The sequence below is a fragment of the Xenorhabdus eapokensis genome, from assembly GCF_001908105.1.
In genome coordinates, this window is sequence record NZ_MKGQ01000009.1 from 72,130 (window position 1) to 96,137 (window position 24,008).

General features: G+C 44.3%; 12 protein-coding genes and 2 pseudogenes. 4 read left to right on the forward strand and 10 right to left on the reverse strand.

What is annotated here, in order from left to right:
• Nucleotides 1-7: 7 nt before the first annotated feature.
• From Xedl_RS08670 to Xedl_RS08680, 3 genes are all read left to right on the forward strand, one after another.
• Nucleotides 8-8,593 carry an amino acid adenylation domain-containing protein gene (locus Xedl_RS08670; protein ID WP_074023417.1) on the forward strand — a complete coding sequence of 2,862 codons (8,586 nt, stop codon included), beginning with the start codon at nt 8-10 and terminating at the stop codon, nt 8,591-8,593.
• A 47-nt stretch (nt 8,594-8,640) separates the two neighbouring features.
• A complete protein-coding gene (entS, locus tag Xedl_RS08675) occupies nt 8,641-9,927 on the forward strand; it encodes an enterobactin transporter EntS (RefSeq protein WP_074023418.1) in 1,287 nt (428 codons plus the stop codon).
• 337 nt (nt 9,928-10,264) lie between these two features.
• Nucleotides 10,265-13,387, forward strand: a complete 3,123-nt coding sequence (locus Xedl_RS08680; protein WP_083600299.1) for an autotransporter outer membrane beta-barrel domain-containing protein — start codon at nt 10,265-10,267, stop codon at nt 13,385-13,387.
• A gap of 152 nt (nt 13,388-13,539) precedes the next feature.
• On the opposite strand, the gene Xedl_RS08685 is transcribed toward Xedl_RS08680, so the two are convergent.
• From Xedl_RS08685 to Xedl_RS08715, 7 genes and pseudogenes are all read right to left on the reverse strand, one after another.
• Nucleotides 13,540-14,853 (reverse strand): sodium-dependent transporter, encoded by a 1,314-nt coding sequence (locus Xedl_RS08685; RefSeq protein WP_074023419.1) that lies wholly within the window; start codon nt 14,851-14,853, stop codon nt 13,540-13,542.
• Between the two features lie 38 nt (nt 14,854-14,891).
• Nucleotides 14,892-15,056 (reverse strand): annotated as a pseudogene (locus Xedl_RS08690) (branched-chain amino acid transport system II carrier protein); the annotation flags it as partial.
• 663 nt (nt 15,057-15,719) lie between these two features.
• Entirely contained in the window at nt 15,720-16,085 is a 366-nt protein-coding gene (locus tag Xedl_RS08695) for a hypothetical protein (RefSeq protein WP_074023420.1), read from the reverse strand.
• A 256-nt stretch (nt 16,086-16,341) separates the two neighbouring features.
• A complete protein-coding gene (locus tag Xedl_RS08700; protein ID WP_074023421.1) occupies nt 16,342-17,487 on the reverse strand; it encodes an acyl-CoA dehydrogenase family protein in 1,146 nt (381 codons plus the stop codon).
• On the reverse strand, nt 17,471-19,084 hold the full coding sequence (locus Xedl_RS08705) for an amino acid adenylation domain-containing protein (protein WP_074023422.1): 1,614 nt from the start codon (nt 19,082-19,084) through the stop codon (nt 17,471-17,473). Before Xedl_RS08705 ends, Xedl_RS08700 begins: the two co-directional genes overlap by 17 nt.
• Complete coding sequence (locus Xedl_RS08710) at nt 19,081-19,368, reverse strand: acyl carrier protein (RefSeq protein ID WP_074023423.1); 288 nt, start codon at nt 19,366-19,368, stop codon at nt 19,081-19,083. The genes Xedl_RS08705 and Xedl_RS08710 overlap by 4 nt, the downstream gene beginning before the upstream one ends.
• Before the next feature lie 82 nt (nt 19,369-19,450).
• Nucleotides 19,451-20,521 carry a 3-oxoacyl-ACP synthase III family protein gene (locus tag Xedl_RS08715; RefSeq protein ID WP_074023424.1) on the reverse strand — a complete coding sequence of 357 codons (1,071 nt, stop codon included), beginning with the start codon at nt 20,519-20,521 and terminating at the stop codon, nt 19,451-19,453.
• A gap of 791 nt (nt 20,522-21,312) precedes the next feature.
• On the opposite strand from Xedl_RS08715, the gene Xedl_RS08720 reads away from it, so the two are divergent.
• The gene (locus Xedl_RS08720; RefSeq protein WP_074023425.1) at nt 21,313-22,107 is read left to right on the forward strand and encodes a hypothetical protein; all 795 of its coding nucleotides are present in this window, start codon (nt 21,313-21,315) and stop codon (nt 22,105-22,107) included.
• Nucleotides 22,108-22,221: 114 nt separating this feature from the next.
• Here Xedl_RS08720 and Xedl_RS39300 read toward each other — a convergent pair.
• From Xedl_RS39300 to fkpB, 3 genes and pseudogenes are all read right to left on the reverse strand, one after another.
• Nucleotides 22,222-22,407: pseudogene (locus Xedl_RS39300) on the reverse strand (IS1 family transposase); the annotation flags it as partial.
• 97 nt (nt 22,408-22,504) lie between these two features.
• The gene (ispH, locus tag Xedl_RS08730) at nt 22,505-23,458 is read right to left on the reverse strand and encodes a 4-hydroxy-3-methylbut-2-enyl diphosphate reductase (RefSeq protein WP_074023426.1); all 954 of its coding nucleotides are present in this window, start codon (nt 23,456-23,458) and stop codon (nt 22,505-22,507) included.
• The gene (fkpB, locus tag Xedl_RS08735) at nt 23,439-23,909 is read right to left on the reverse strand and encodes an FKBP-type peptidyl-prolyl cis-trans isomerase (protein WP_074023427.1); all 471 of its coding nucleotides are present in this window, start codon (nt 23,907-23,909) and stop codon (nt 23,439-23,441) included. The genes ispH and fkpB overlap by 20 nt, the downstream gene beginning before the upstream one ends.
• Nucleotides 23,910-24,008 lie beyond the last annotated feature (99 nt).

The window sequence follows — 24,008 nt, forward strand, 5'->3', positions numbered from 1 at the left end:
ATCAAACGTGCCTAATGTATTACAAGTTTCTGAAATAAAATCAGTTGATCTGACGTTGCCACTAGTCGCTGCTCAGCCTGGAATTTGGATAGCTGACCAAATTGCCAACCACCGTAATGTATTTACCATTGCCCATTATATTGAAATTAATGGTGGACTGGATCGCGCCTTATTTGATGCCGCTATCCGTCAGGGATTGGCCGAGGCCGATACCATTCACGCGCGATATTTTATTAATGAAGAAGGAGAGCCAGTACAGCAAATTCCGGTTTTCCGTGGTGCGCAACAGGTAGTTGCTCCTGAGTGGTTTGATTTCTCTCATGGACAGGGAGAAAGCAGAGCTCAGGAATTAATGCAGACAGATCTGGCTGCTGAGTTACCCGCCGATGGAGAACGGCCTTTATATCGACAAGTGATCATGAAGGTTGATGCCCAGCCAGAGCGCTGGTTCTGGTATCTGCGTTTTCACCATCTTATGTTGGATGGCTTCAGTTTTGACGCCCTGACTCGCCGCATTATTGCTATCTATAATGCGTTAAGCACAGGTCACCAGCCAACTGAAAATCCTTTCTGTTCCTTTGAATTAGTCGTCAAAGAGTATCAGAGTTGGGAACAATCCTCTGCAAAAGCAGAGTCAGCCGCGTTCTGGCAAAAGCATACCCGTGAACGAGGCGTTGCTGTTTCGCTTGCTACTGAAAATAGTATAAATAATAACAATCCATTACCTCTGCATTATCATTGCCATTTTCCCCTCTCTCAGTTTGTTTCATTAAAGGAAGATGATTTACTGCGGCCATTCCAGCCGGCTGAAATTGTGATGGCTGCACTCTGCATCTATTTCTATCGCATGAGTGGAGAAAAACATCTGTCGATTGGTTTTCCTTTTATGCGGCGCCTGGGATCTCAAGCGCTTTGTGCGATGGGACCCGTGGTCAATCTCTTGCCACTGCAAATAAAACTGCAAGACAGGATGTCCCTGGCAGAAGTAGCGAAAACGTTTGTGGATGAAATGAAGCAAGTTCGTCGTTACCAACGCTATGAAGCCGAACAACTGCGTTGTGATCTGGGATTATCCGGTGGCACCAATGCACTTTATGGCCCCGTATTTAATTACAAAATCTATAATGAAGCGTTGAAATTAGACGGTAAACCCGTCAAAACGCATACACTCGCGATGGGACCAGTGGATGATTTAGAGTTTGAATTGTGTTGTTATGATGATCAGCTTCATCTGACACTTATCGCGAATCGAAAAAAATATAGTGAACAAACGTTGCAGTGGCACGGTGAACGGATCAGCTACTTGCTGAATCAATTGCTCATGCAGCCGCAGCAATCTATTGCGTTTATTCCACTGATCCCACCACAAGAACAACAACGGCTTGATAACTGGTCATGTGGGCCAAGAACGCAACCGTCTATAGATCATATTTCTGTACTGGATCTCTTTTTGCAACAGGTCGAACGGCAGCCTGATGCTATTGCTATACGTTGTCACAATGAACAGCTTACCTACCATCAATTGATGGTAAAAGTGATGCAATTAGCACGTTTCTTGCTCTTACAGGGAATGGGGGCTGAGGATGTGGTTGCCATTGGCATTCCTCGTTCAGTGGATTCAATTATTGCTATTTTGGGTGTATTAACCAGCGGTGCAGCTTATATCCCTCTTGATCTCGATTATCCGCAGGAACGTTTACAGTTAATGTGTAACGATGTTCAGCCCGCCTTGCTGATCACCCACCTGAGTACACTGGAACAAATGCCTGAAACCGTCAAAGTCATCTGTCTGGATGATCCACAGATAGCGGCACAGTGTTCCCGTTTATCCCCATTACCCGTCACAGACGAAGAACGACGCGAAAAACTGCGTGGTGAACACTTGGCTTACATGATCTACACCTCAGGATCTACAGGTAAGCCAAAAGGGGTAATGAGCACCCATCGCGGGTTGCTGAATTTATTAACCTCCCATGCAACGTATTTATTTGGACCTGTTATCGAGAGTTTTTATCGGCAACATGGCCGACGAGCACGCGCAGGACATACTGCGTCTTTCTCCTTTGATTCCTCTTGGGAGCCACTGTTTTGTATGATCTTAGGCAGTGAACTCTATATTTTTGATGAGGAACTGCGACGGGACGCATGGGGAGTGGTACAGCAGATGAATCTGCTGCCGATTGATATCATGGATATTACGCCTTCTTTCTTGACCCAACTTATCGATAGTGGATTGTTGGACAAAGGTAATCACCAACCTGCATTTATTATGATTGGAGGTGAAGCGGCTACGCCACGGTTATGGGAATTACTTAAGCAGCAGTCGCACATTGATGTCCACAACTATTATGGCCCTTCCGAATATACTATTGATACGTTGGGGGGCAGTATTCGGATGGCCGATCAGCCCGTGATTGGGCGTCCAGTTGCTAATACCGATGTCTGGCTTTTAGACCGTTATTTACAACCCGTGCCAATCGGTGCAGCGGGAGAACTGTATCTCTCTGGAGCAGGTATCGCTCGGGGTTATTTGCATCGTCCAGGGATGACTGCAACCCGCTTTGTCGCCAATCCATTCCATCACGGCGAAGTGATGTATCGCAGTGGTGACCTAATGCGTTGGCGTCCTGATGGGCTGCTTGAATTTATTGGTCGAGTGGATCATCAGGTTAAAGTGCGAGGTTTCCGTGTTGAGTTAGGTGAAGTAGAAAATGCTTTGGTTGATTTACCGGAGGTGAGTTCTGCGGTAGTCATTGCTGAACCTGTCGGTGCAACATATCGGTTGGTGGGGTATTGCGCTGTACCGGATGAACAACAACGTGCTTTACCCAATACCTCGGCTCTGCTGCTGGCTGCACTGGCAAAGAAACTGCCTGATTATATGGTTCCTTCCCTCTTAATGATATTGGAAACCTTACCGATTTCGATCAATGGCAAAATAGACCGTAATTCATTACCCAAACCCCAGCAACTTCAATTACCAGTAGGCAGAAAGGCGGAAAGTGAGCAGGAAAAATCTATTTGTGGGGCATTCTCCAGCTTGTTAGGTGTGCAAGAAGTCAGTGCAGACGATGACTTTTTTGCGTTGGGAGGAGACAGTATTTCTGCGATGGCGCTGGGAACGCAATTACGTCGCCTTGGCTGGCAGTTACGTCCGCGGGATGTTTTCAGTGAACGTACACCTGCACGCATGGCGTTGAAGATGGCGCCTATTGCCATTGTTAAGCCTATCCCTACACGTATTCAGAAAGGGGCGATTGATAGCCTGCCTATTTTACATTGGTTTGCTGATTCTCATGGCATGAATACCCGTTTCGTTCACGGTGTATTCATACATATCCCCGCCGAATTACAGCCACAACACTTGTCACAAGCATTGGTTGCCTTAGAACAAGCGCATCCCGTACTACGCGCATTTACTCGTGATGATAGCCTGATTTTAGGTGAGTCTACTCCGGCTTCCGAAGCCGCTCATTACAGCCTGTGGCAAGATTGCGCAGATATTGAAGCCTGTGCCGAGCAAGCTTTCCATGATGCAGTTATGCGTTTGGAACCTGCGAGCGGTCAGTTATTCCATGCTTGTTTATTGCAACATGGAGGTGTGTCTAAAGGATTAGTGCTTGTTATTCACCATCTGGCAACAGATGGCGTTTCATGGCGAATATTATTGGATGAGTTGCGTCAGGGAGTAGAAGCCGCGATCGCCGGTAAGCCTATCGTCTTACCCGCAGAAGAGTACACTCTGTACGATTGGAATGATTATCTACGCCGAAATCTGCCACAGCGTGTAGCTGAATTGCCTTTTTGGCAACGAATGCTAAATGAAGAAACGCCTCTTTTAGGGCAGCGTCCGCTAGATATACAGCGGGATCGCCAAATAAGCGCCTGCAAGCAGCGAACATTATTGAGCGGCGAGCAAACAGTCGCGTTATTAGGCCTATTGCCAAAGCAATATCACGCTAATATTGAAGAAATCTTATTAACGGTATTAGCAATGGCTTGTTATCGCCATTTTAACTTCAACAAGTTACGCTTCCAGTTAGAATCTCATGGCCGTATTGAATTCGATCAAACAGGCGATTTAGCGCGCACGGTTGGCTGGTTAACCGCTGAGTACCCAATAGTGGTAAGTTTGCCACTAACAGGAGAACACCAACCTGCTGAGATCGTGACTTCTGATATCGCTATTTCTGAAATAGTCCGGGCGGTGAAAAGCGTTTTGCGAGCAGTGCCCGATCGTGGAGTCGGTTATGGCTTGCTACGCTACCTTGATCAAACAGGGCGGAAAATACTGACAACGCAAGAAACACCAGAGATCTTATTCAATTATCTGGGGCGCTTTGTCGAGACAGATCATTTATGGGCACCACGGCGAACGAAGAATCTCTTCCAGGATGCTTTTGCGGTTTATCAAGATCCTGAAATGTCCCTAAGCCACAGCTTAGAAATCAATTTGTTTGTGGAGGAGCAAGGCAATACTCCACAGTTGGTGATTAATTGGCAATGGGTGGAGGGTATTTTCAGTCATCAAGATATTGCGGAATTACATCGTGGTATGGCGTGGGCGGCTGATTGCTTAATCCAATTTGCCAGGCAGCAGCCCTTACGGGCTATGGCAACTTTAGTCGTTGCAGAAACGGGGTTATCAGATATCGAGGAGAACGATCTCACTCAGTTGACTGAGCGTTATGGCTCACTATCTGCCGTATTACCGTTACTGCCACTGCAACAAGGGTTATTATTCCATGCACAGACAGCCACCGAGCAGGGCAGCTATAACTCATTGACCCGCCTTTCCCTGTTCGGCTCATTGTCTGTTGTTAAACTACGTCGGGCGCTGTCAGTTTTAGTGCGGCATCATCCTCAGATAGCTGCGAAATTTGATACTGAACAATACGTCTCTCCATTGCAATTGATCCCCATCATTTCTGATGACAAAGATTATTGGACACTTGATTTCCATCAACTACCTGAGTTGACAGTGGAAGAGGAAGAGATAGCGTTACGGGAACTGGAAAAAGCAGAACTCACGCGGAACCTCTTTCAACAACCAGTAGCGATGTTACATGCATTGCTGGTGCGTCACGGTGAAAGTTTACGCCATACGCTATTGCTAAATGCTCATCATCTGATCGTTGATGGCTGGTCAACCCCTATTCTGGTGCGAGATCTGTTGACCTTGTTGAATCAAGGCGAGCAAGCCTGGCATAAACCTGAAATACGTTATCAAGACGTAGTTCAGCAATTATTGGCGCGTGAGACAGAGCCTTCTCGTCAATGTTGGCAACAGGTATTGAAAGGTGTTCAACCAACATGTTTATTTGGTGAACAACTCGATATTGGCGAGGTTAAAGAGCTTGAGATATTACTCGCACCAGAGATGGAACAGGCATTGACTGACTTATGTCAGCAACGTGGTTTAACGCTCAATACTCTGATGCAAGGGATTTGGGCGCTGCTACTGAGTATACAAAGTGGTTCATCTGATGTTGTTTTCGGCTCTCCTGTATCGGGGCGGTTTGGGCAGATTGACGGGGTGGATCAGCATGTCGGGTTGTTTAGTAATACCTTACCCGTTCGCGTTATTCTGGATATGGAACAACCTCTATTGCCTCAACTAGAACAGCTACAGGCACAGCAGATCCAATTGATTGAACATGACAATATTGGCCTGGGCGAGATTCAGCGAATTGCAGGTACTGGCACGCTTTTTGATACTTTGTTGGTGGTTGAAAATTATCCTGATGTGGAGCAGGACAAAAGAAATAAAGAAAATATCGCAGGCATCCTCTGCCAAGGAATCAATAACCGTGGTTATACCCATTACCCTTTAACGTTATTGGTGTTGCCGGGTAAGCGTCTGCGTTTATTAATGGAATACCGTGAAAGCGTTAAACAGCCTGAGCATTTGGCACAACGCATACTGTTTTTGTGCCAACAATTAATCGAACGGCCTGAGATTGCTCTGCGGGAATGGAGTTTGCAATCAGTCAATGAGGCCGCACTCATTGAGGAAGTTAATAACACTTACCATGATATTCCTGCCAAAACACTTCATCAGGTTGTGATTGAGCAGGCAAACAAAACGCCGGACGATTTGGCGTTGTTGGATTGTCATCATCGTCTGACCTACCAGCAAATGCGCCGGCAAACTCGGCTATTGGTTGATCGTCTAATTGAAGCGGGTGTACAAGCAGGGGACATTGTTGGGGTTGCATTATCACGTTCGGTTCGGCTAAGTCTGGCGTTGCAGGCGATTCTGGAAGCAGGAGCGACATGGTTGCCTCTTGATACCGGCTATCCAGATGAACGCTTGGCCATCATGTTGGAAGATGCTCAACCTCGATTAGTGATTACAGAAAGTGAGTATCAGGCACGTTTTGCCAGTCAGGCTTCTTTGTTGTTACTGGATAAATTGGCAGATGAAACACAACAGCCTATCCATCCGGCCGCCAATGTAACGCCTGAACATGCTGCATATATTCTCTATACCTCAGGCTCTACAGGACGACCAAAAGGTGTGGTGGTGAGCCATCAAGCCATTGTTAACCGTTTATTGTGGATGCAGGATGCTTACCCATTGACGACAGACGATGTGGTATTGCAGAAAACACCATGTAGTTTTGATGTTTCTGTATGGGAATTTTTCTGGCCGTTGATGACTGGTGCTCAGTTAATGATGGCACCACCGGAAGCGCATCGCGATCCCGCACGCCTTCGACAACTTATTGATGATTACCATGTCACGACCTTACATTTTGTGCCATCAATGCTGGCAACATTCATCGATTCCTTAGCGTTACAAGGACAAGAAGCGCCTTTCTGCCGTAGTTTGAGACGGGTTTTCTGTAGTGGGGAAGCCTTGTCATGTGAACTGGCGCATCGCTATCAATCACTGATCACTGCACCTTTGCATAATCTTTATGGGCCAACAGAGGCGGCGGTAGATGTGACATGGCAACCTGCGTTTGGTGAGGCATTACAGCATTGCCGTAGTTCTGGTGTTCCTATCGGCCGCCCAGTATGGAATACCCAATTGCGTATTTTAGATCCTTGGTTGCGCCCTGTTCCCATTGGCGTGGCGGGTGATCTTTATCTCAGTGGTATTCAATTAGCGACAAACTACCTGAACCGAGCTGATTTGACCGCCAGCCGTTTTGTGGCCGATCCGTTTGCATCGGGCAAGCGGATGTACCGAACGGGGGATATTGCATGCTGGTCAGAAAACGGTGAGGTTGAATACCTTGGACGCAGTGACGATCAATTAAAAATACGTGGTCAGCGGATTGAGCTGGGTGAAATTGAACAAGTTTTACTGGAACAACCTGGGGTTGCTCAGGCTGCGGTTGCTGCGCGTGAGTTAGGTAAGTCAAGTCAGACAATTGAGAATGTTGATGCACGTCAGCTCATTGCTTGGGTGATCCCGCAATCCGGTGTGACATTGGATATTGAAGCACTGCAACACGCGATGATGAAACGATTGCCTGCTTATATGCTACCGGTCAGCTATGTCATACAGGAAAAATTCCCACTGAGTGCCAATGGAAAATTGAATCGCAAGGCACTCCCGATGCCAGAGAAATTAACGACTGGCAGGTTACCGCAGGCGGGCTTGGCAAGTGATCTAGCTAAGTTGTTCGCGGAGATCTTAGAGTGCGACATGGTTTGGGCTGATGACGATTTCTTTGCTTTGGGTGGTCATTCGTTGCTGGCAATGCGTTTGGCAGCCGAAATACATCGACGCCTTAATCTTCGTGTTTCAGTCGGTCATATTATGGTCACACGAAGTGTAGAAAAATTGAGTGCGCTATTGGTTGATGAGCAGAAGAAAAACTCAGCCGAAAACAGCGGAATAGGCGAGGTCTTACCGTTGAGGGAAGGGATCGGGCCAGCACTGTTCTGCGTGCATCCGGCGTCGGGTTTTTCCTGGCAATACAGTGGTTTGTTGCGCTACCTGGAGGGAAATTGGCCGATTATCGGATTACAATCTCCTCGTCCTCGCGGTGTCATTGCTGACTGTGGCAGCCTCGACGCAATGTGCACACGCCATTTGGCGACTTTACGAAATATCCAACCTCATGGGCCTTATTACTTACTGGGTTATTCTCTGGGAGGCATGTTGGCTCAGGGAATGGCTATCCGTTTACAGCAAGAAGGTGAGGAAGTGGCTTTCTTGGGATTGTTGGACGCTTATCCTCCAGAAGGTCAGGATTGGGGAGGATTAAGCGAAGAAGAAGCCAAACAGGAAATTGCCCGTGAACAGGCAGAGTTTATGGCGGCCACAGAAGATGAGCATGATCCGCAACTGCGTAAGGAAAAGCAGGCAATGTTTGAAGATATTGTGGCTAACTATCGGGATGCTGTCCGCAGTTTATTATCCGCTGTTAACCAGAAATATGGTGGTGAAGCGACGTTGTTTGTGGCTACACGGACGTTGCCGCCTGAATTGGATGTCGAGAAAACATGGGCACCTTGGATCCGCCATTTAAGCGTTTATCGGCAAGATTGTGAACATGCAGATATCCTTTCTCCAGATTCGTTGGAGCAGTGGGGCCCATTGCTGAATGGCTTGTTGAAACGACGCCGTAATTAAGCTACCGCAATTGACTTTATCGTATTTAACGCATCGTATGGAACACTATGGCTACTTCATCAATTTTTTTGGATTTTAGTTTACTTAAAAATAATGCCCATTTTCGCGCTATCTTTATTGCCCGTATGTTATCTGTCTTTGCATTAGGCATGTTGACGGTTGGGGTTCCCGTCCAAATGCAGTTTCTGACAGGATCTACCTTACAGGTGGGAATTGTGGTTGCACTGGACGGAGCCGGTATGTTCATCGGGTTAATCTTAGGAGGAATACTGGCTGATCGTTATGATAGACGTAAACTCATTTTGTTTGCCCGTGGCACTTGTGGTATCGGTTTTGTCGCACTGAGCTTTAACGCATTTTTAGACTCTCCATCCCTATATATGCTCTATTTTCTTTCTATTTGGGATGGTTTTTTTGGTGCGTTGGGTATGACGGCATTAATGGCAGCCATCCCCAATTTAGTCGGACGGGAAAATCTGGCTGCGGCAGGCGCCTTGAGCATGATTACTGTTCGCATAGGTGCCATTATTTCACCGGCATTGGCCGGTATTATTATTGTTGCTGGTGGGCCAGGATGGAACTTTGCGGTTGCCGCAATCGGTACATTAGCCACATTGTTACCCCTGATGAGACTACCTGAAATGAGGCCTCAGCCAGGTAAACAAGAGCATCCAATCAATGCATTGATAAGCGGAGTGAAATTTGTTTGTCAGCATAAAATTGTGGGTAGTGTCATATTGGTGGGGATGATGATAAGTATCGCCGGAGCCGTTCGTATTCTGTTTCCTGCATTATCTCAAGAAGTATACCATCAAGGGCCTTCAGCTACGGGGTTGATGTATTCTGCAGTTCCTCTGGGAGCCATGCTCGGAGCCTTTACCAGCGGTTGGATAGGACGAAGTAACCGACCTGGCGTTCTGCTTATTATATGTGCTTTATGCTCCTTTATTACGCTATCCATGTTAGGGGTAGTCACAAACATCGTACTGGCATTACTTGTATTGGTTTGTTATGGCTATTTGAATGCATTTGCATCCTTACTGCAATTTACCCTTGTTCAGAGTCATACTCCGGATCATTTATTGGGGCGAGTGAACAGTTTTGTCACTGCTCAAGATGTTACTGGTGATTCTTTGGGAGCGCTGGGATTAGGTTTTATGGGACGTTTGCTATCTCCGGTAATAACTGTCTTTTCGTTTGGAACTTTTGCTGCACTTACCTGCTTGTTGCTTGCAGCAATAGTAAAACCTTTACGTCATTCTACACTGCGTGACGGCATACCATTACCAGAAACGAGCACCTTAAAACATGAGCCTCAGCAAAGTGATCATTAATTGAAACCATCGTTACCGGAAATAAAGAACTATTCCAATTTTTCAGCACAACACTATGACATGGAATGTTGCGGGGTTGTTAAATATTGTTAAAATAAAGAGGGGTTAAATGTGGCATTTTATGCTGTACATCGGTGATGTAACTGGTGATGTAAATAGTGTAGGTGATGGCTTTGATTAAACCCACTTTCTTTTGATAACAATCTAAAAATCAGCGCTCCTTTTTAGTCTGTCTCTGCTTTTTAGACAACTATCACCTTGATGGTTTCAAGCTGCCTACACAATAAAAAACATAAGAGCTGGCATTTTTGCAAATCAACAATGGATGGAGACTAAAATGAATAAGAAATACAGAATACCTTGGAACACTCTGACTTCCACACGTTTATCAGTCAAAACCCAACCACGAGTACTTTATTACGCTATAGCTTGCTGTTTGGCCGCGGCCAGCGCAGGAGCCTATGCGGAAAATTATGTTGAGCAAGGGCGGATAGGTGATCCTGCCAGTTGGCGTTCCAGTGAGTTTTTGGGTCAATGGGGGCTTGGTGCAATTCACGCTGATGAAGCCTATGCCAGAGGCTATACCGGTAAAGGGATCAAATTAGGCATATTCGATCAGGTAGTTTATGCCAAGCATCCTGAGTTTATGGGAAAAAATAAGATCACTAACTTAGTGACTTCTGGGATACGTGAGTATACCGATCCCTATATTCCGGTGAAGAAAGGTGATCCATTTACTTATGATGGCACGCCGTCCGTAGATAGGTACGGGAAGTTAGGAACACATGGCGTCCATGTTGCCGGTATAGCGGCGGGTAACCGAGATGGCAGAGAAATGCATGGTGTGGCCTATAACGCCCAAATACTCAGTGCGGATAACGGTGATCCTGGTCCTGAAGATGGCATTATCTTGGGCAATGATGGTGGAGTTTATCAGGCTGGTTGGAATGCACTGAGAGACAGCGGCGTTCGCATCATTAACAATAGCTGGGGGATTGGTATTGATAGGGAGCTTGAGAGAGGCGGGAAAGATCCGAATGCAGCCCATTTTACTTTAGCTGAGGCTCAGAAGCAGTTTGATGAAATAAAACCGATTTTGGGGACAAAACCTGGTGGTGCCTATCAGGGCGCAATTGATGCTGCTCGTAGCGGCATTGTGACAATTTTTGCTGCGGGTAATAGTTATAACTATAGTAATCCAGATGCTATCGCGGGTTTGGCTTGGTTTGTGCCAGAAATTGCACCAAACTGGTTGACCGTCGCTAGTTTGCAAAAAGATCCAAATAGTACCAATAGCGTGCCTTATTCCATCAGCGATTTTTCCTCCCGCTGTGGCTATACGGCCAGTTTTTGCGTCAGTGCACCTGGTAGCGGGATATATAGCTCAGTGATTAAGGGAACAGGGATAGATGATATTACAACTGGCTATGAAAGTTACAGGGGAACCTCAATGGCTGCACCACATGCTGGTGGTAGTATTGCGGTATTGATGGAGCGTTTCCCCTATATGACTGGCGATCAAGTGGCTTCTGTGCTTCGTACTACGGCTACTGATATGGGGGAAAAGGGCATTGATGAGCTTTACGGCTGGGGATTGATCAACCTCGGTAAAGCAATAAATGGTCCTGGCATGTTCTATACCGCAGAAGATATTCCTGAAAAATTCCGTATTCCAGATCCTGACGGAGTCGCCTACGGCAAAGGGCAGTTTATTGCTGATATTCCGGGGATTGGTGTTGTGCTCGATAAGGGTAAACCGACTGAGCGCATCTGTGATGCTGGTCAGTGTGCTGAGGATCAATGGAGCAATGATATCAGTGGTCATGGTGGGTTAACTAAACAAGGTAGGGGTACGCTGACTCTCAGTGGTCAAAATAGCTATTCTGGACCAACGTTGATCAAACAGGGATTACTGAATGTGAGTGGTAGTGTCTCTTCTACCGTTTCAGTACTGGAAAGTGGCATTCTTGGTGGAAATGGTACGGTGGGTGCGCTTAATGTGCAGCGTGGCGGTACGGTAGCACCAGGTAACGCGATAGGGACACTTAAGGTTGCCGAAAAAATGATCTTTGAACCCGGTTCTCATTACGCGGTTGAAATCGCTGCTGATGGGCGCAGTGACAAAATTCAGGTTGAAAAAAGTGCACAGATTGATGGAGGAAAAGTTGCCGTTTCCCTTGAGAATACAGGCAACTTGCTTTCTTTTGAAGACGTGAAAAGCCTGACTGGTCAGCAATACACGATTCTGAGTGCGAAGCAGAATATCAATGGCCGCTTTGATGATGTCGTCCCGAATTATCTCTTTCTTGGTGCAGGATTGTCTTATCAGCCCAGTGAAGTCACTCTCCATATTGGGCGTAATGAGACTGCTTTTGTCGATGTTGCTAAAACACAGAATGAACGTGCAGTGGCTGCCGTCGCGGATACCCTTGGTATAGGGAATCCGGTTTACGAAAGTATTTTAGCCAGTCGTTCTGCGGAGCAAGCCCGATCTGCATTCCGCCAGCTTGATGGGCAAATCCACGCTGATATTGCGTCTCAGTTGGTCAATGACAGCCGTTATTTACGCGATACCTTGAATTCTCGCTTGAGTCAGGCCGAAGGCCGTTCATCTTCGCCTGATATTCATGGTGATGATAACGGTGCATGGGTTCGACTGCTTGGTGCATGGAACCACGCTTCTGGTACAGCGAATGCGACGGGCTATCAGGCTTCCAACTATGGTTTATTCCTTGGTGCTGATACTTTTATTGATGAATACAGCCGTCTTGGTATTGCTACTGGTTACACCCGTACTTCCCTTGATGGTGGTAACAGTGCTACTGCTGACAGTAATAACTATCACCTTGCTCTTTATGGTGACCGGCAATTTGGTGACTTTATTTTGCGTGCTAATAGCGGTTTCACATGGCACCGTATCGATACCGAACGCTTTATCCGCTATGGCAGTCAGCGTGATAGTGAGAATGCCAAGTACAGTGGACGAACAACACAATTATCCGCTGAACTTGCTTACCATTTGCCGACAGAGATTGTGAATTTAGAGCCATTCGTTAACTTGGCTTACGTCAATTTCCGTAATGAAGGCATTAACGAGGATGGTGCCGCCGCCGCACTGCATGGTAACAGCCAACATACGGAAGCAACTCTCTCCACATTGGGATTACGTGCTAATCATAGCTGGCAGGCTTCATGGGGTTCTTCGATTACCCTAAATGGAGAATTAGGTTGGCAGCATCAATACGGTGAGCGTGAACGAGCAACAGGTTTATCGTTCCGTGGCAGCAATACGACGTTTGTGACTCGCAGCGTGCCTGCCTCTCGTGATGGCGTGGTGTTAAAAGCGAATGCGGAGATGAGTGCAAGTAATAACGTCTCATTCACGCTTGGCTATAGTGGATTGCTCTCCAGCAGTCATCAGGACAATAGTATGAATGTTGGTTTTAGATGGCAATTCTGATGATAGGTGGAAGATAATTATCTGATAAAACATGTGGAGTCAGTAATGCTGGCTCCATAATTCGTGAGACAGTCAAAAACGATGAGAATTTCACAAACAATAATAAAGCGCCCATTCAGACGCTTTCATGCAGTTGATAACACCTAACACAATCAAATAAGTCCATGTATCAAAATCACACCGATACATAAGGGGCCGACATATCGCCATATAAACAGTAAACACAGACGGTTCCGCGATGACATATTATCTGGTATGAGTGCATTGACCTTACGTGACCAGCCAAATACGAGGCAAATGATAATCCCGAATATCGGCATTAGGACATTGGAAGTAATAAAGTCCAGCATATCGAAGATGGTTTTGCCACCTAATGTGACGTGACTTAGAGGCCCAAAAGATAATGAAACAGGGATCCCCATTAACATAATCGATGCGGTGACTATTAAGCTTGCTTTACGACGCGACCATTTAAAACGCGTCTGGACATAAGCAACAATGTGCTCAAGTAATGAAATTGATGAGGTCAGTGCGGCCATTAACAACAATAAAAAGAAAGTGACTGCTAAGATTGAGCCACCAGGCAAACTGGCGAAATAAATTGGCATCGTCATAAACGTTAATCCGGGCCCCGCATTTGGTTTTAAGCCAGCAGCGGCCAAAGCAGGAAAAATCATCAGACCAGCCAATACACAAACCAAACAGGAGAGGATAACAACCCAGATACTCGATCTAGCAATACCTTTATTATTAGGCAAATAGGAACTGTACGTAATGTGGATACCTAAACCGATAGACAGTGAGAAAAATGCCAACCCTAGCGCATCTAAAACACCTTTTCCGGTCAAATTACTAAAGTCTGGATATAAGAATAATTTTAATCCTTCTGATGAACCTGGCAAACGGATGCCGACAATAATTAACAATATCATGATCAAGAATAACATTGGCATCATGATCTTAACTGATTTTTCCAAACCTTTTTGCACACCAGATAACACCACGAAGCAGGTTAGTCCTGAAAATGCCAGATGTGCTATTATCGGCCACCATGGATTGCTGATGAAATTGGTGAAAATAGAGGTCAGTTGAGAGATGTCTGTAATATTCAACTCTCCTGTACTTGCCATCACCGCGTAACCTATGGTCCAACCACCGACAACACTGTAGAAGCTATAGATACACCATGAACTGAATATACCGATAAAGCCAACCCATCCCCAGTGTTTACCAAGTAATTTTTTAAATGCATTAACGGCCACTTCACCTGTACTGCTTCCCATCATGTTTTCAGCTAACAGAACCGCTAACCCAATCACAAAGCTAAACAATAAAAATACAATCAGAAATGCACCGCCACCATTTGTTGCTGAAACATACGAGAATTTCCAGATGGCGCCAATGCCAACGGCAGATCCGGTTGCTGCTAATATGTGCCCCAAACGGGATGTCCATTGTTGGCTCATGCTAACCCCCGAATAGATACAGTGTCAGCACATGTACCCAGGCCCACAGCCGTAAGCAACAAACCAACAGTAATACTGCAAACATGTTCACCCGCTTGCAGGTCAACCATAGGCGAGAAAATGATATTTCCTGCCCCGACGAATAGGGCAAAGGTCATAAAGCCCAATGCCCAAATATCCTTAGATAATAAACGGTATGTCATAATAATTGTTAACTTATTGTTGTGAAGGTAATTACGAATGTAATAGTAACTATTACAACTACTTGAATTTCCAATGGCGACACTGGATTCTGATTTAACAATCAGTGATAAGCATCCTATTCACTGATACTCGCAAGATACAGAATGATAGTGGTAATAACAGCTAGAATCGCCAAAAACTGCCCCAACGCCTTGTGAGGTGTCCAAGATTATTACTCCACTACAGCTTTCTCATTTCTCTTAAGTGAGCGGTATTACTGCTTGCGGCGGGGGCTTTATTTTGCATAAAAATAACACATAACAGATATCGAAATCTATCAATAAAATCGTATTGAATGTACGAAATTATCAGCATTTCTTTATGATTGTTTTTTCTACAAATTAGAATCCGATCTTATTATTTGCGTTGCAAACCATCCTTAAATTGACTTCTTTGGATTTTTATTTTTTTCTGGTTTTTTTGACGTGAGTTCCCCCCACATGGATATATATCAATACTTTCAAAAATAACACATCCAGTATAACTTATAGTTTCTTCTAAAATATCTATATATTTCTTTTCAAGAAAAAGGAATTTCAGTTTTGAATTTACATAACAGTCATTATAAAACTGGCATTATTTTTTAAATTATCACTGCTTTCAACAATAGGAAAAACGTTTTCTCATTTAAGGCAACCCGCTTCTCCAGAAATGGGAATACCTTTGTAAATATTTTTTTGAGTTTTTTCATTTAATGATGGTATTAAATACAGTTTAGGTTTTGATTCTAAATAAGATGAAATCCAAAAATAAACTAACTTATCATGGTGTAAAAAAGGATCATCATTTTTGCTAAATAATTTAAAACCTTTTACAACAAGTCTTCCTGCCAAAATTGATGGATACCATTTTGAGGCTTCTTCCGCAATAGAGCTATCGAATAATTCAATTAAGATGCCAGAAGGAATAGCGCCTATTTGAAATGCAATATTATCCATATCCTTGTTGAAGGGTACAGAAGGAACAGTATTATTTTCATTGAATTTCACTTACCTTTTATCCATCAGGGATCAGTATACGACTCTATACATCCAGCAATCCAGTGCAGCCGACTTCTGATAATGGCACGTTTTTTTCATGGTGAGTGGTTATCTCTACAAAGCACTGCGTTATCTTTATAAAAAAAACCGCTCGTGTTTACGCGAGCGGTTTTACTGATATATATAGCATTATTTCTTACATATCTGAGTTTTATTATGGCTAAAACCCGTGCTTTCAAGTTAGTGAAGTATTACTCAATGTAAGTTATAAGCCGAGCTCATTGGCGATGATATTACGCTGAATATCCGACGTACCTGAATAAATGACTGATGCGATGGAGTTGCGTAGTTCTCTTTCGGTATGGCTGTCAGCAAGATAGCCTTTTGCTCCGTAGATCCGTAATGCATCCATTGATAACTTCGTGTATGTTTCAGACACGAATAGTTTTGCACAAGCCGCTTCCATCGTGGCATCTTTGCCCGCGTCTTTTAAGCGTCCCACTCGATAGACGAGCTCACGTGCAGCATCCAGATTAACCTTCATGTCTGCGATACGATGAGATATAGCCTGATTTTTCCCGATGGGCTGACCAAACTGTCGCCGTGTACGTGCATGCTTGATGCATGCCTCAAGGCTGCGGCGCATCGCTCCCAAGGTAGTAGCAAGAATACATCCACGCTCGTATTCCATGGCACTTTCAAAGATCTTAACACCTCGTCCTTCCCGCCCTAATATTGCATTAGCAGGAATACGGCAATTCTTGAGTGTAATTCGTCCCATCTGTGCAGTACGTAATCCCATTTTTTCCAGAGGCTGACTGACCTCTAGACCCGGTGTAGATGACTCTACAAGAAAGGCGGTTACACCAAGAGGACCAAGCGTCGGATCAATTGTGGCATAGATAACATAAAGGTTAGCAATAGGCGCATTTGTGATATAAGTCTTCACTCCATTAAGAATATAGTAATCACCGTCTCTCACTGCGTGCGTGCGCATGGAGAAAACGTCCGAACCCGCTTCTTCTTCTGTCGAGCCATTAGCACCGATTAGCGTTCCATCTAACAGTCCAGGTAAAAAACGAGAACGTTGGGCTGGCGTGCCGTGGATAGCCAGTTGCGTAGTGACCGTCCACAGGTGAGCGTTGAGCGAAAATAATAGTCCCATATCCTCGCAACCGTATCCCAGACCTTCCATGATAGACAGAAGGTCAGATAATGATGCCCCTTCACCCCCATATTCCTCAGGTATGGCCATTTTAAGCAAGCCGAATTCTGCGCATTTTTGCCAGCCTTGTTGGAAGAAAGTCCCGGTACGTTCAGAGGCTGCAATCTCTGTTTTCAGTTGCTCATGAGCAAAACGTTCCGCTTTATCACGCAGCAATAATTGTTGTTCATCAATTCGATTTGTCATGGCTCTGTTGCTCCAGAAATTGTTGCTTCAGAAATTGATAGTTGGTTTTACCCGTAGAGGTGCGGGGAAGTTCAGGTAGGTAACTAAAATGGTCTGGGATCATGTATCGTGCAATGCGTTTATGACAATATTGATTCAGCTCTGCTAATGATAGCTGGAGATCATAAGGCACCAGAAAAGCAGTGATAGTTACTTCTCCGTCGATCTCTGTACTGATAACTGCACTGTCTGAGAGTTTAGGATGTGTTCTCAGACATGACTCGATCTCGTCCAGTTCTATCCGGTAACCATGACGCTTGATCATACGATCAAGACGCCCCATGAAAATGTAACCTTCTGCTGAGGAGCGAACCACATCTCCCGTGTTGTACCAATCTTTGCCGTTAAGATAAAAGATACGTTGAGCGGTTTTCTCCGGATCGTTCCAATAACCTGCAAAGACAGAATCTCCTGAAACACATAGCTGACCCGACTCACCTTCCGGCACTGGCTGAAGATGTTCATTGACAACAATAGTTTCACAATGAGTACAGGGATGGCCAATGGATAATGGTTCCAGACGGTTTTCCAGGATGGGAACAGGTACTTGGTAAACAGTACATACATTGGTTTCTGTGGGACCATACAAGTTGAAGTAATCGACCTCAGGCCACAACTGCACCAACTTGCGTAATTTGGTAATCGGGAAAACCTCTCCTGCAAATAGTACGAGGCGTAGCTGGTTAGGAATATGACCTTTTTGGCGCTGTTCAGCCAAAATGCCTAAAATTGCAGGAGCAGAATACCAGATGGTAATCTCTCGGCTGGCAATAAATGTGGCCAGGTGGCGTGGGCTTGCAGCAAGATCAGTATCAATCAGATGAATGCAAGCGCCGTTCTTCACAGAGACATAAATGTCGAAAATCGATAGGTCAAAATGAAATGGGGCGTGACTGGATATTTGATCTTTTGCCGTTACCTTGAAGAAAGCTGAAGCCCATTCAACGAAGCTAACCGAGTTACGATGGCTTATTACTACGCCTTTCGGGATACCAGAAGAACCGGATGTGTATAGTATATAGGCAGGCTGATCTGCATCAGGTCTACCGCGTGGATAATTAGGCTCTTCTTCATTGTTTTCTGTAGATAAAACATCCAGTGCCTGTAATGCTTCGCTTATCTCTTCTTCAGGAGCCTGTATCACAATGATGTGAGATTTAAAATGAGGGGCAACTTGTATCAGATATGAAGCTGATTCGGGATCAGTCAAAATGCAACGCACATTACAATTATCAAATACAGTTAATGCCCGCAAAGCGGAACTATCTACATCGGTAGGTACGTATACAGCACCTAAACGGAGTACACCAAAAATGGCCGCGAGGGTTTGTGGTTTCTTGCGCATAAAAATGCCCACACGATCACCCATCACAACGCCTTTTTGGTAAAGAAAAGCCGCAATATTATCCGCAGCATCAGAAAGCTCTTTGTAACTCATCGTCGAATCGTCAGAGCCAATGACCGCACAAGCCTCAGGATATCGTAATACGGAATCATCTAAGTATTTTGCCAGATCTATTGAAGATTCAGTTTGTTCCTTTAATACTGTCGCTATCATTGCTTTCCCGCTTCTGATGATTTCTCAATCACATTTTTTTCAACCACAGTTTTTTCAATCACATAATGTGCGATTTCACGAATAGTCGTAAAACGTGTTCTCGGATCACTGACACCGACGACGATATCGAATTCATCTTCAACAAATGAAACCAGACGCATCGTTGCCAAGGATGAAAGAATTCCTGATTCCCCTAAATTCAGGTCATCAGTAATATCAAGGTCATTTCCTTTTAGGATATCGTCGATAATAAAATTCCGGATTTTAGCCAAGGTATTAGTCATAAGAACTTCCTCTAATAGTCAGTCAGTAATGTTAATGAATGATGAATGTTCACTGTGGGTTAATAACGGGTTCATCTTTGGGCTAGGGTGCCAGAATAACGTCAGGCCAGCGGAATATGGCTGCTGACGCTTCCGCCTGACCACCAAACCCGTACAGAAGTACAGTATCACCGGGTTTAATGTCACCCGCGACGGCGGCAGTGTAAGCATTGAATGGCATCAGCACCGGCCCGATATTAGCAACCTGTGGGAAAGTATCTGCAACACGATTAAGTTCCACTCCTAATGCATTGGCGGAAAACTCTGCGTGCCAGGCTGTCGGCGTGTTCACTACAACAAAGTCAATATCTTTCAATTCAAGGCCAGCTTTTGCCAGAGCACCCTCTGTTGTTTGTACGAGATACTCTTCAGCCGTGGCGCGTAATACGTGGGAGATAGAAGGATCTACGCGTAAGCGGATTTTTTGCCTGGCGGATGTTATCCCTGATGTGTCTTCGACTGCATCAAGCAGCCAGGTGCCACAGGTTTTGCCTGTGTGCAAAGATTCAGCTCCCAGTAAGCCAAAACCGTTTTCGACCGGCCCGACCAAAAATGCTGCCGAAGCATCTCCACATAAACGCAGAGTGACATCGTCAGATTCGATCGCCCGCGATAGCCTGGATGTTGTTACGACCAAAATTCGTTCTTTTAGCCCAGCCTGCACCCAGGCACATGCTGTCAACAACGCTGTCATGGAACCACCACAGGTAGCTTCTACGTTGAAAGCGCCACCGCCAGTTCCAAGTGACTGAGCAAGATACCCTGCATCACCTGAGCCGACCCGATCAGGGAACATTGACACGGAAATCAGGCAATCTATCTCTGCCGGAGAAATACCAGCCGCATCCAGTACACGATGTGCGGCTTTAACGCCGAGTTCCACACTTCCTTCGTTAGTGCCTGCGATTCGGCGTTCGACACTACCGAAAAAAGGATCTTCCAGATAACGTTCCATGGCCGCATCATATGGATTAGTTTTCCGACGCTTAGATACATCACGCGACCCTGATGCTGTTATTGATTGTTCTTGAGGTATATCTTCACACCACCAATCATTTGTACGCACCTCATCAGGCAAATGTACGGCAATAGCCTGAATTCCTGCTGCTCGCATATAGTCTCCTCATATAATTAGCGGATTGCCTAAAATCAGATAGAATTAATTTCACTCTGATTTTCAGGTAATAAAATCGATTATGTTATCAATGCAAAAATTAACTTTAAACACATCAAGATGGTTTAATAATATACACTTAAATATATTAATAGATCTATTTTATTGATGATTGCAAATCCATTTTCTCTCTAAATATCGATTTGAAAGGTGATGTATAATTTCACATAACTTTATTAAATTACGCCACAATAAAGATTGTTATTAGACCATTAAACAATGTAATTCTAAAATCTTCTTTCTGAATTTTTATTCATGATTAAAGGTTATTACTTATAATTATTTTTTATCTATCTTTTTATGATGGTGGATTGTCGTATTTTATTGTCTGGTACGCTGTATTTTATTTCAGTGTATATGAGGTTATGCCCATAAAGACAATCCATTAATAATTTAAAGAAATCAATATAACTATCACAATAGTTTGATTTTGAGATTATTATGATTATCTTTATTTTGGATGAATAAAATGTTTTTCATTAAGAAAATAAAGGTACGTTCTTTTTCATTTTCTCATCGAACGAAAATTTGACCTTGTTCAATTCAGCCTATAAGGTATTTAATTGTTATCAATGATCCGGCGGCATCAAAACAGGAGGCTAACAATGATGTCTCGCTCATTTACGAGTTGGATGAACAAGGATCTTGATTATCGTTGAAAATTTATTTAGAGAGGATAACTATCCGATATTATAAGACATTATTTATCCTATGATTTATAGGGGGTTACCATGATATATAGAACAAGATCTTTTAGTATTAATAATCAGAATGGTTTTTCACCAGAGCCGTTACGGCGGACTAAGTCCACTTTGGATATGAGACCCGTTGATGCTGAACTCAGAGAACTGAGGGATCTCAGGCGATTTATACGTGTCAAGAAGGAAGATTATCAAGAAGCATCCAGTGCTGTGAATACAATATTATGTAAAATGGATAAAGAACAGTTATCTAATGATTTTTTTAAGGATAATTGGGAAAATGAAAAAAGAAAAAAGGAGGTAGGGAAGGCTCTTCATTTTCAGCCTCCTAGCTTAAGTAACATATTAAAAAGTCATGGGGTTGTGGGGCAATATAAAGAAGTATTAACAGAAGAAGAAATAGAAAGAAAAGAAGAAATAACCAGAAATTTCCATAGATATAAAAATGCAAAAATGAGATTCTCCTTAATAAGGATGGCAATTAATTGTCGTTGTGACGAGGATAGTTTTTTTGTTGCTTACTATTTTTCTAATCCTATAGGGATGTTACAACTCTCTACGAAAGATAACATTCCTACTGTTGTTAGTTTTGCAACAGATTACTTGATTAGAAATTGTGGGTACTTACTAATGGAATATGCTGTGAATGAATCGGTAGATTTAGGAAAAGAGGGGAAATTACAACTTGATGCATTACCCAGGGCTGAAAAAGCTTATTTTGATATGGGATTCTTAAAAACAACAGGTGATATAATGATATTAGAACCCGCCATGAGTGATAAATGGCATATGATAAACGGTCATTATAAATGCATCATGTGTTAAGGGTAAAGTTTTTGCTATCCAGTGATATATAAACTCAAAATCCCCCTTGGGTTATTTGAATAAAAATCTCTTCAATAATATGATTTTAAAAGATAACCCATAAATTAATTAATGAGTTAAATTCGTTCTCTCTATGCGTTGGGTGAACGTCTTTCCCGTCAGGTGCCCCTCTTCGGGAAGAAGGTCATAAACCCCATAATCATCTGTACAATAAAATCGAATATTAAAGGGGGATAAAAGGGCAAGCAGCTTGTCTCACGTTTTTCTGCTGCGATCGCCAAAAACATGGGCCACTAATTTGTTCATTGCCTGTGCCTCCCCAGAGCAGTTTCTGGTGTGCACCAAAACTTTGCTCTTGGAACAGGCACTTCGTCAATTCCTTATCCAGAATTCAGGTTCAATTAATCTCTTTCACTTCAACCCGTAACTCTTTTGGTACTTCAAAAACAATATTTTCTTCTCGGCCGTGCAGTTCGTTAACTGTGTCTGCACCGAAAGTTTTCAAGCGTTCAATCACCTGTTGTACCAAAATATCAGGCGCCGATGCACCCGCCGTCACCCCCACTGCGTTGACACCGGTGATCCACGCTGGCTGGATATCTTCGGCAGAATCAATCAAATAGGCAGGCTTGCCTACGCGCTGAGCAAGTTCCGCCAGACGATTTGAGTTTGATGAGTTTTTAGAACCAACAACCAACACTACATCAGCCCCTAATGCCAAATCGCGCACCGCTTCTTGGCGGTTAGTGGTGGCATAGCAGATATCATCTTTGCGTGGACCGACAATATTGGGGAACCTTGCATTAAGCGCATCAATCACTTCTGAGGTGTCATCGACAGAAAGTGTTGTTTGGGTCATAAAGCAGAGGTTATTTTCATCCTTAACTTGCAGTTTCCACACATCTTCCGGTGATTCCACCAGATACATACCCCCATTAGGGTTATTGTATTGCCCCATGGTGCCTTCTACTTCGGGATGACCGGCATGTCCGATTAAAATCGCCTCTTTGCCTTTGCGACTTGCTCTTGCCACTTCCATATGAACTTTGGTGACCAGCGGGCAGGTAGCATCAAACAGCATAGTTAAATGACGGGAGCGGGCTTCTGCCCGAATGGCCTGGGAAACACCATGAGCAGAGAAGATTAAAATGGCGCCATCAGGCACTTCTGAAATGTCTTCAATGAAAATGGCACCACGCTTCCTAAGGTTGTCAACCACATAACGGTTGTGTACCACTTCATGGCGAACATAGATGGGGGCACCGTACAATTCCAGTGCGCGTTCCACGATACTGATGGCACGATCAACACCAGCACAGAAGCCACGAGGGTTAGCCAGCAATATTTGCATGGGTTTCCTCCAACTGAGGGTCAATTTCCAGCACTTCAATCTCAAAAGTGATGTTTTGTTCAGCCAGTGGATGGTTAAAATCAACAGTGATGGAACCTTCAGCTACTTCTTTGACAAACCCCGGCATTTCACTGCCGTTTATGGCTGTAAATAACATGATGGTTCCTACTTCTGGGACACCGGCATCGGAAAAATCGCGAGGCGTGAAGTATTGAACTAAATCGGGGTTGTGTTTGCCAAAAATAGTCTCTCCAGCTAGCGTAAATTGATGCTTATCACCAATTTTCAACCCAAGAAGCTGCTCTTCCAGTGGGGCAGAGAGGCTACCATCACCGAGGCAGAATAATGCAGGTTTACCTTGACTATAAGTCGAGTCTGCCGTAGAGCCATCATCCAGCTTTAATGTGAAATGTAATAAAACTGCACTGTGCGTTTGCACCTGCATTGACATGTTGCTCAAGCCTTTTACTTAAAAATGATTGCAAGTATACCGCTATTGGGTATAGACGAAGTTACCAGCCCCAGTTAACTAAGTCGGGGCTGGTTTATT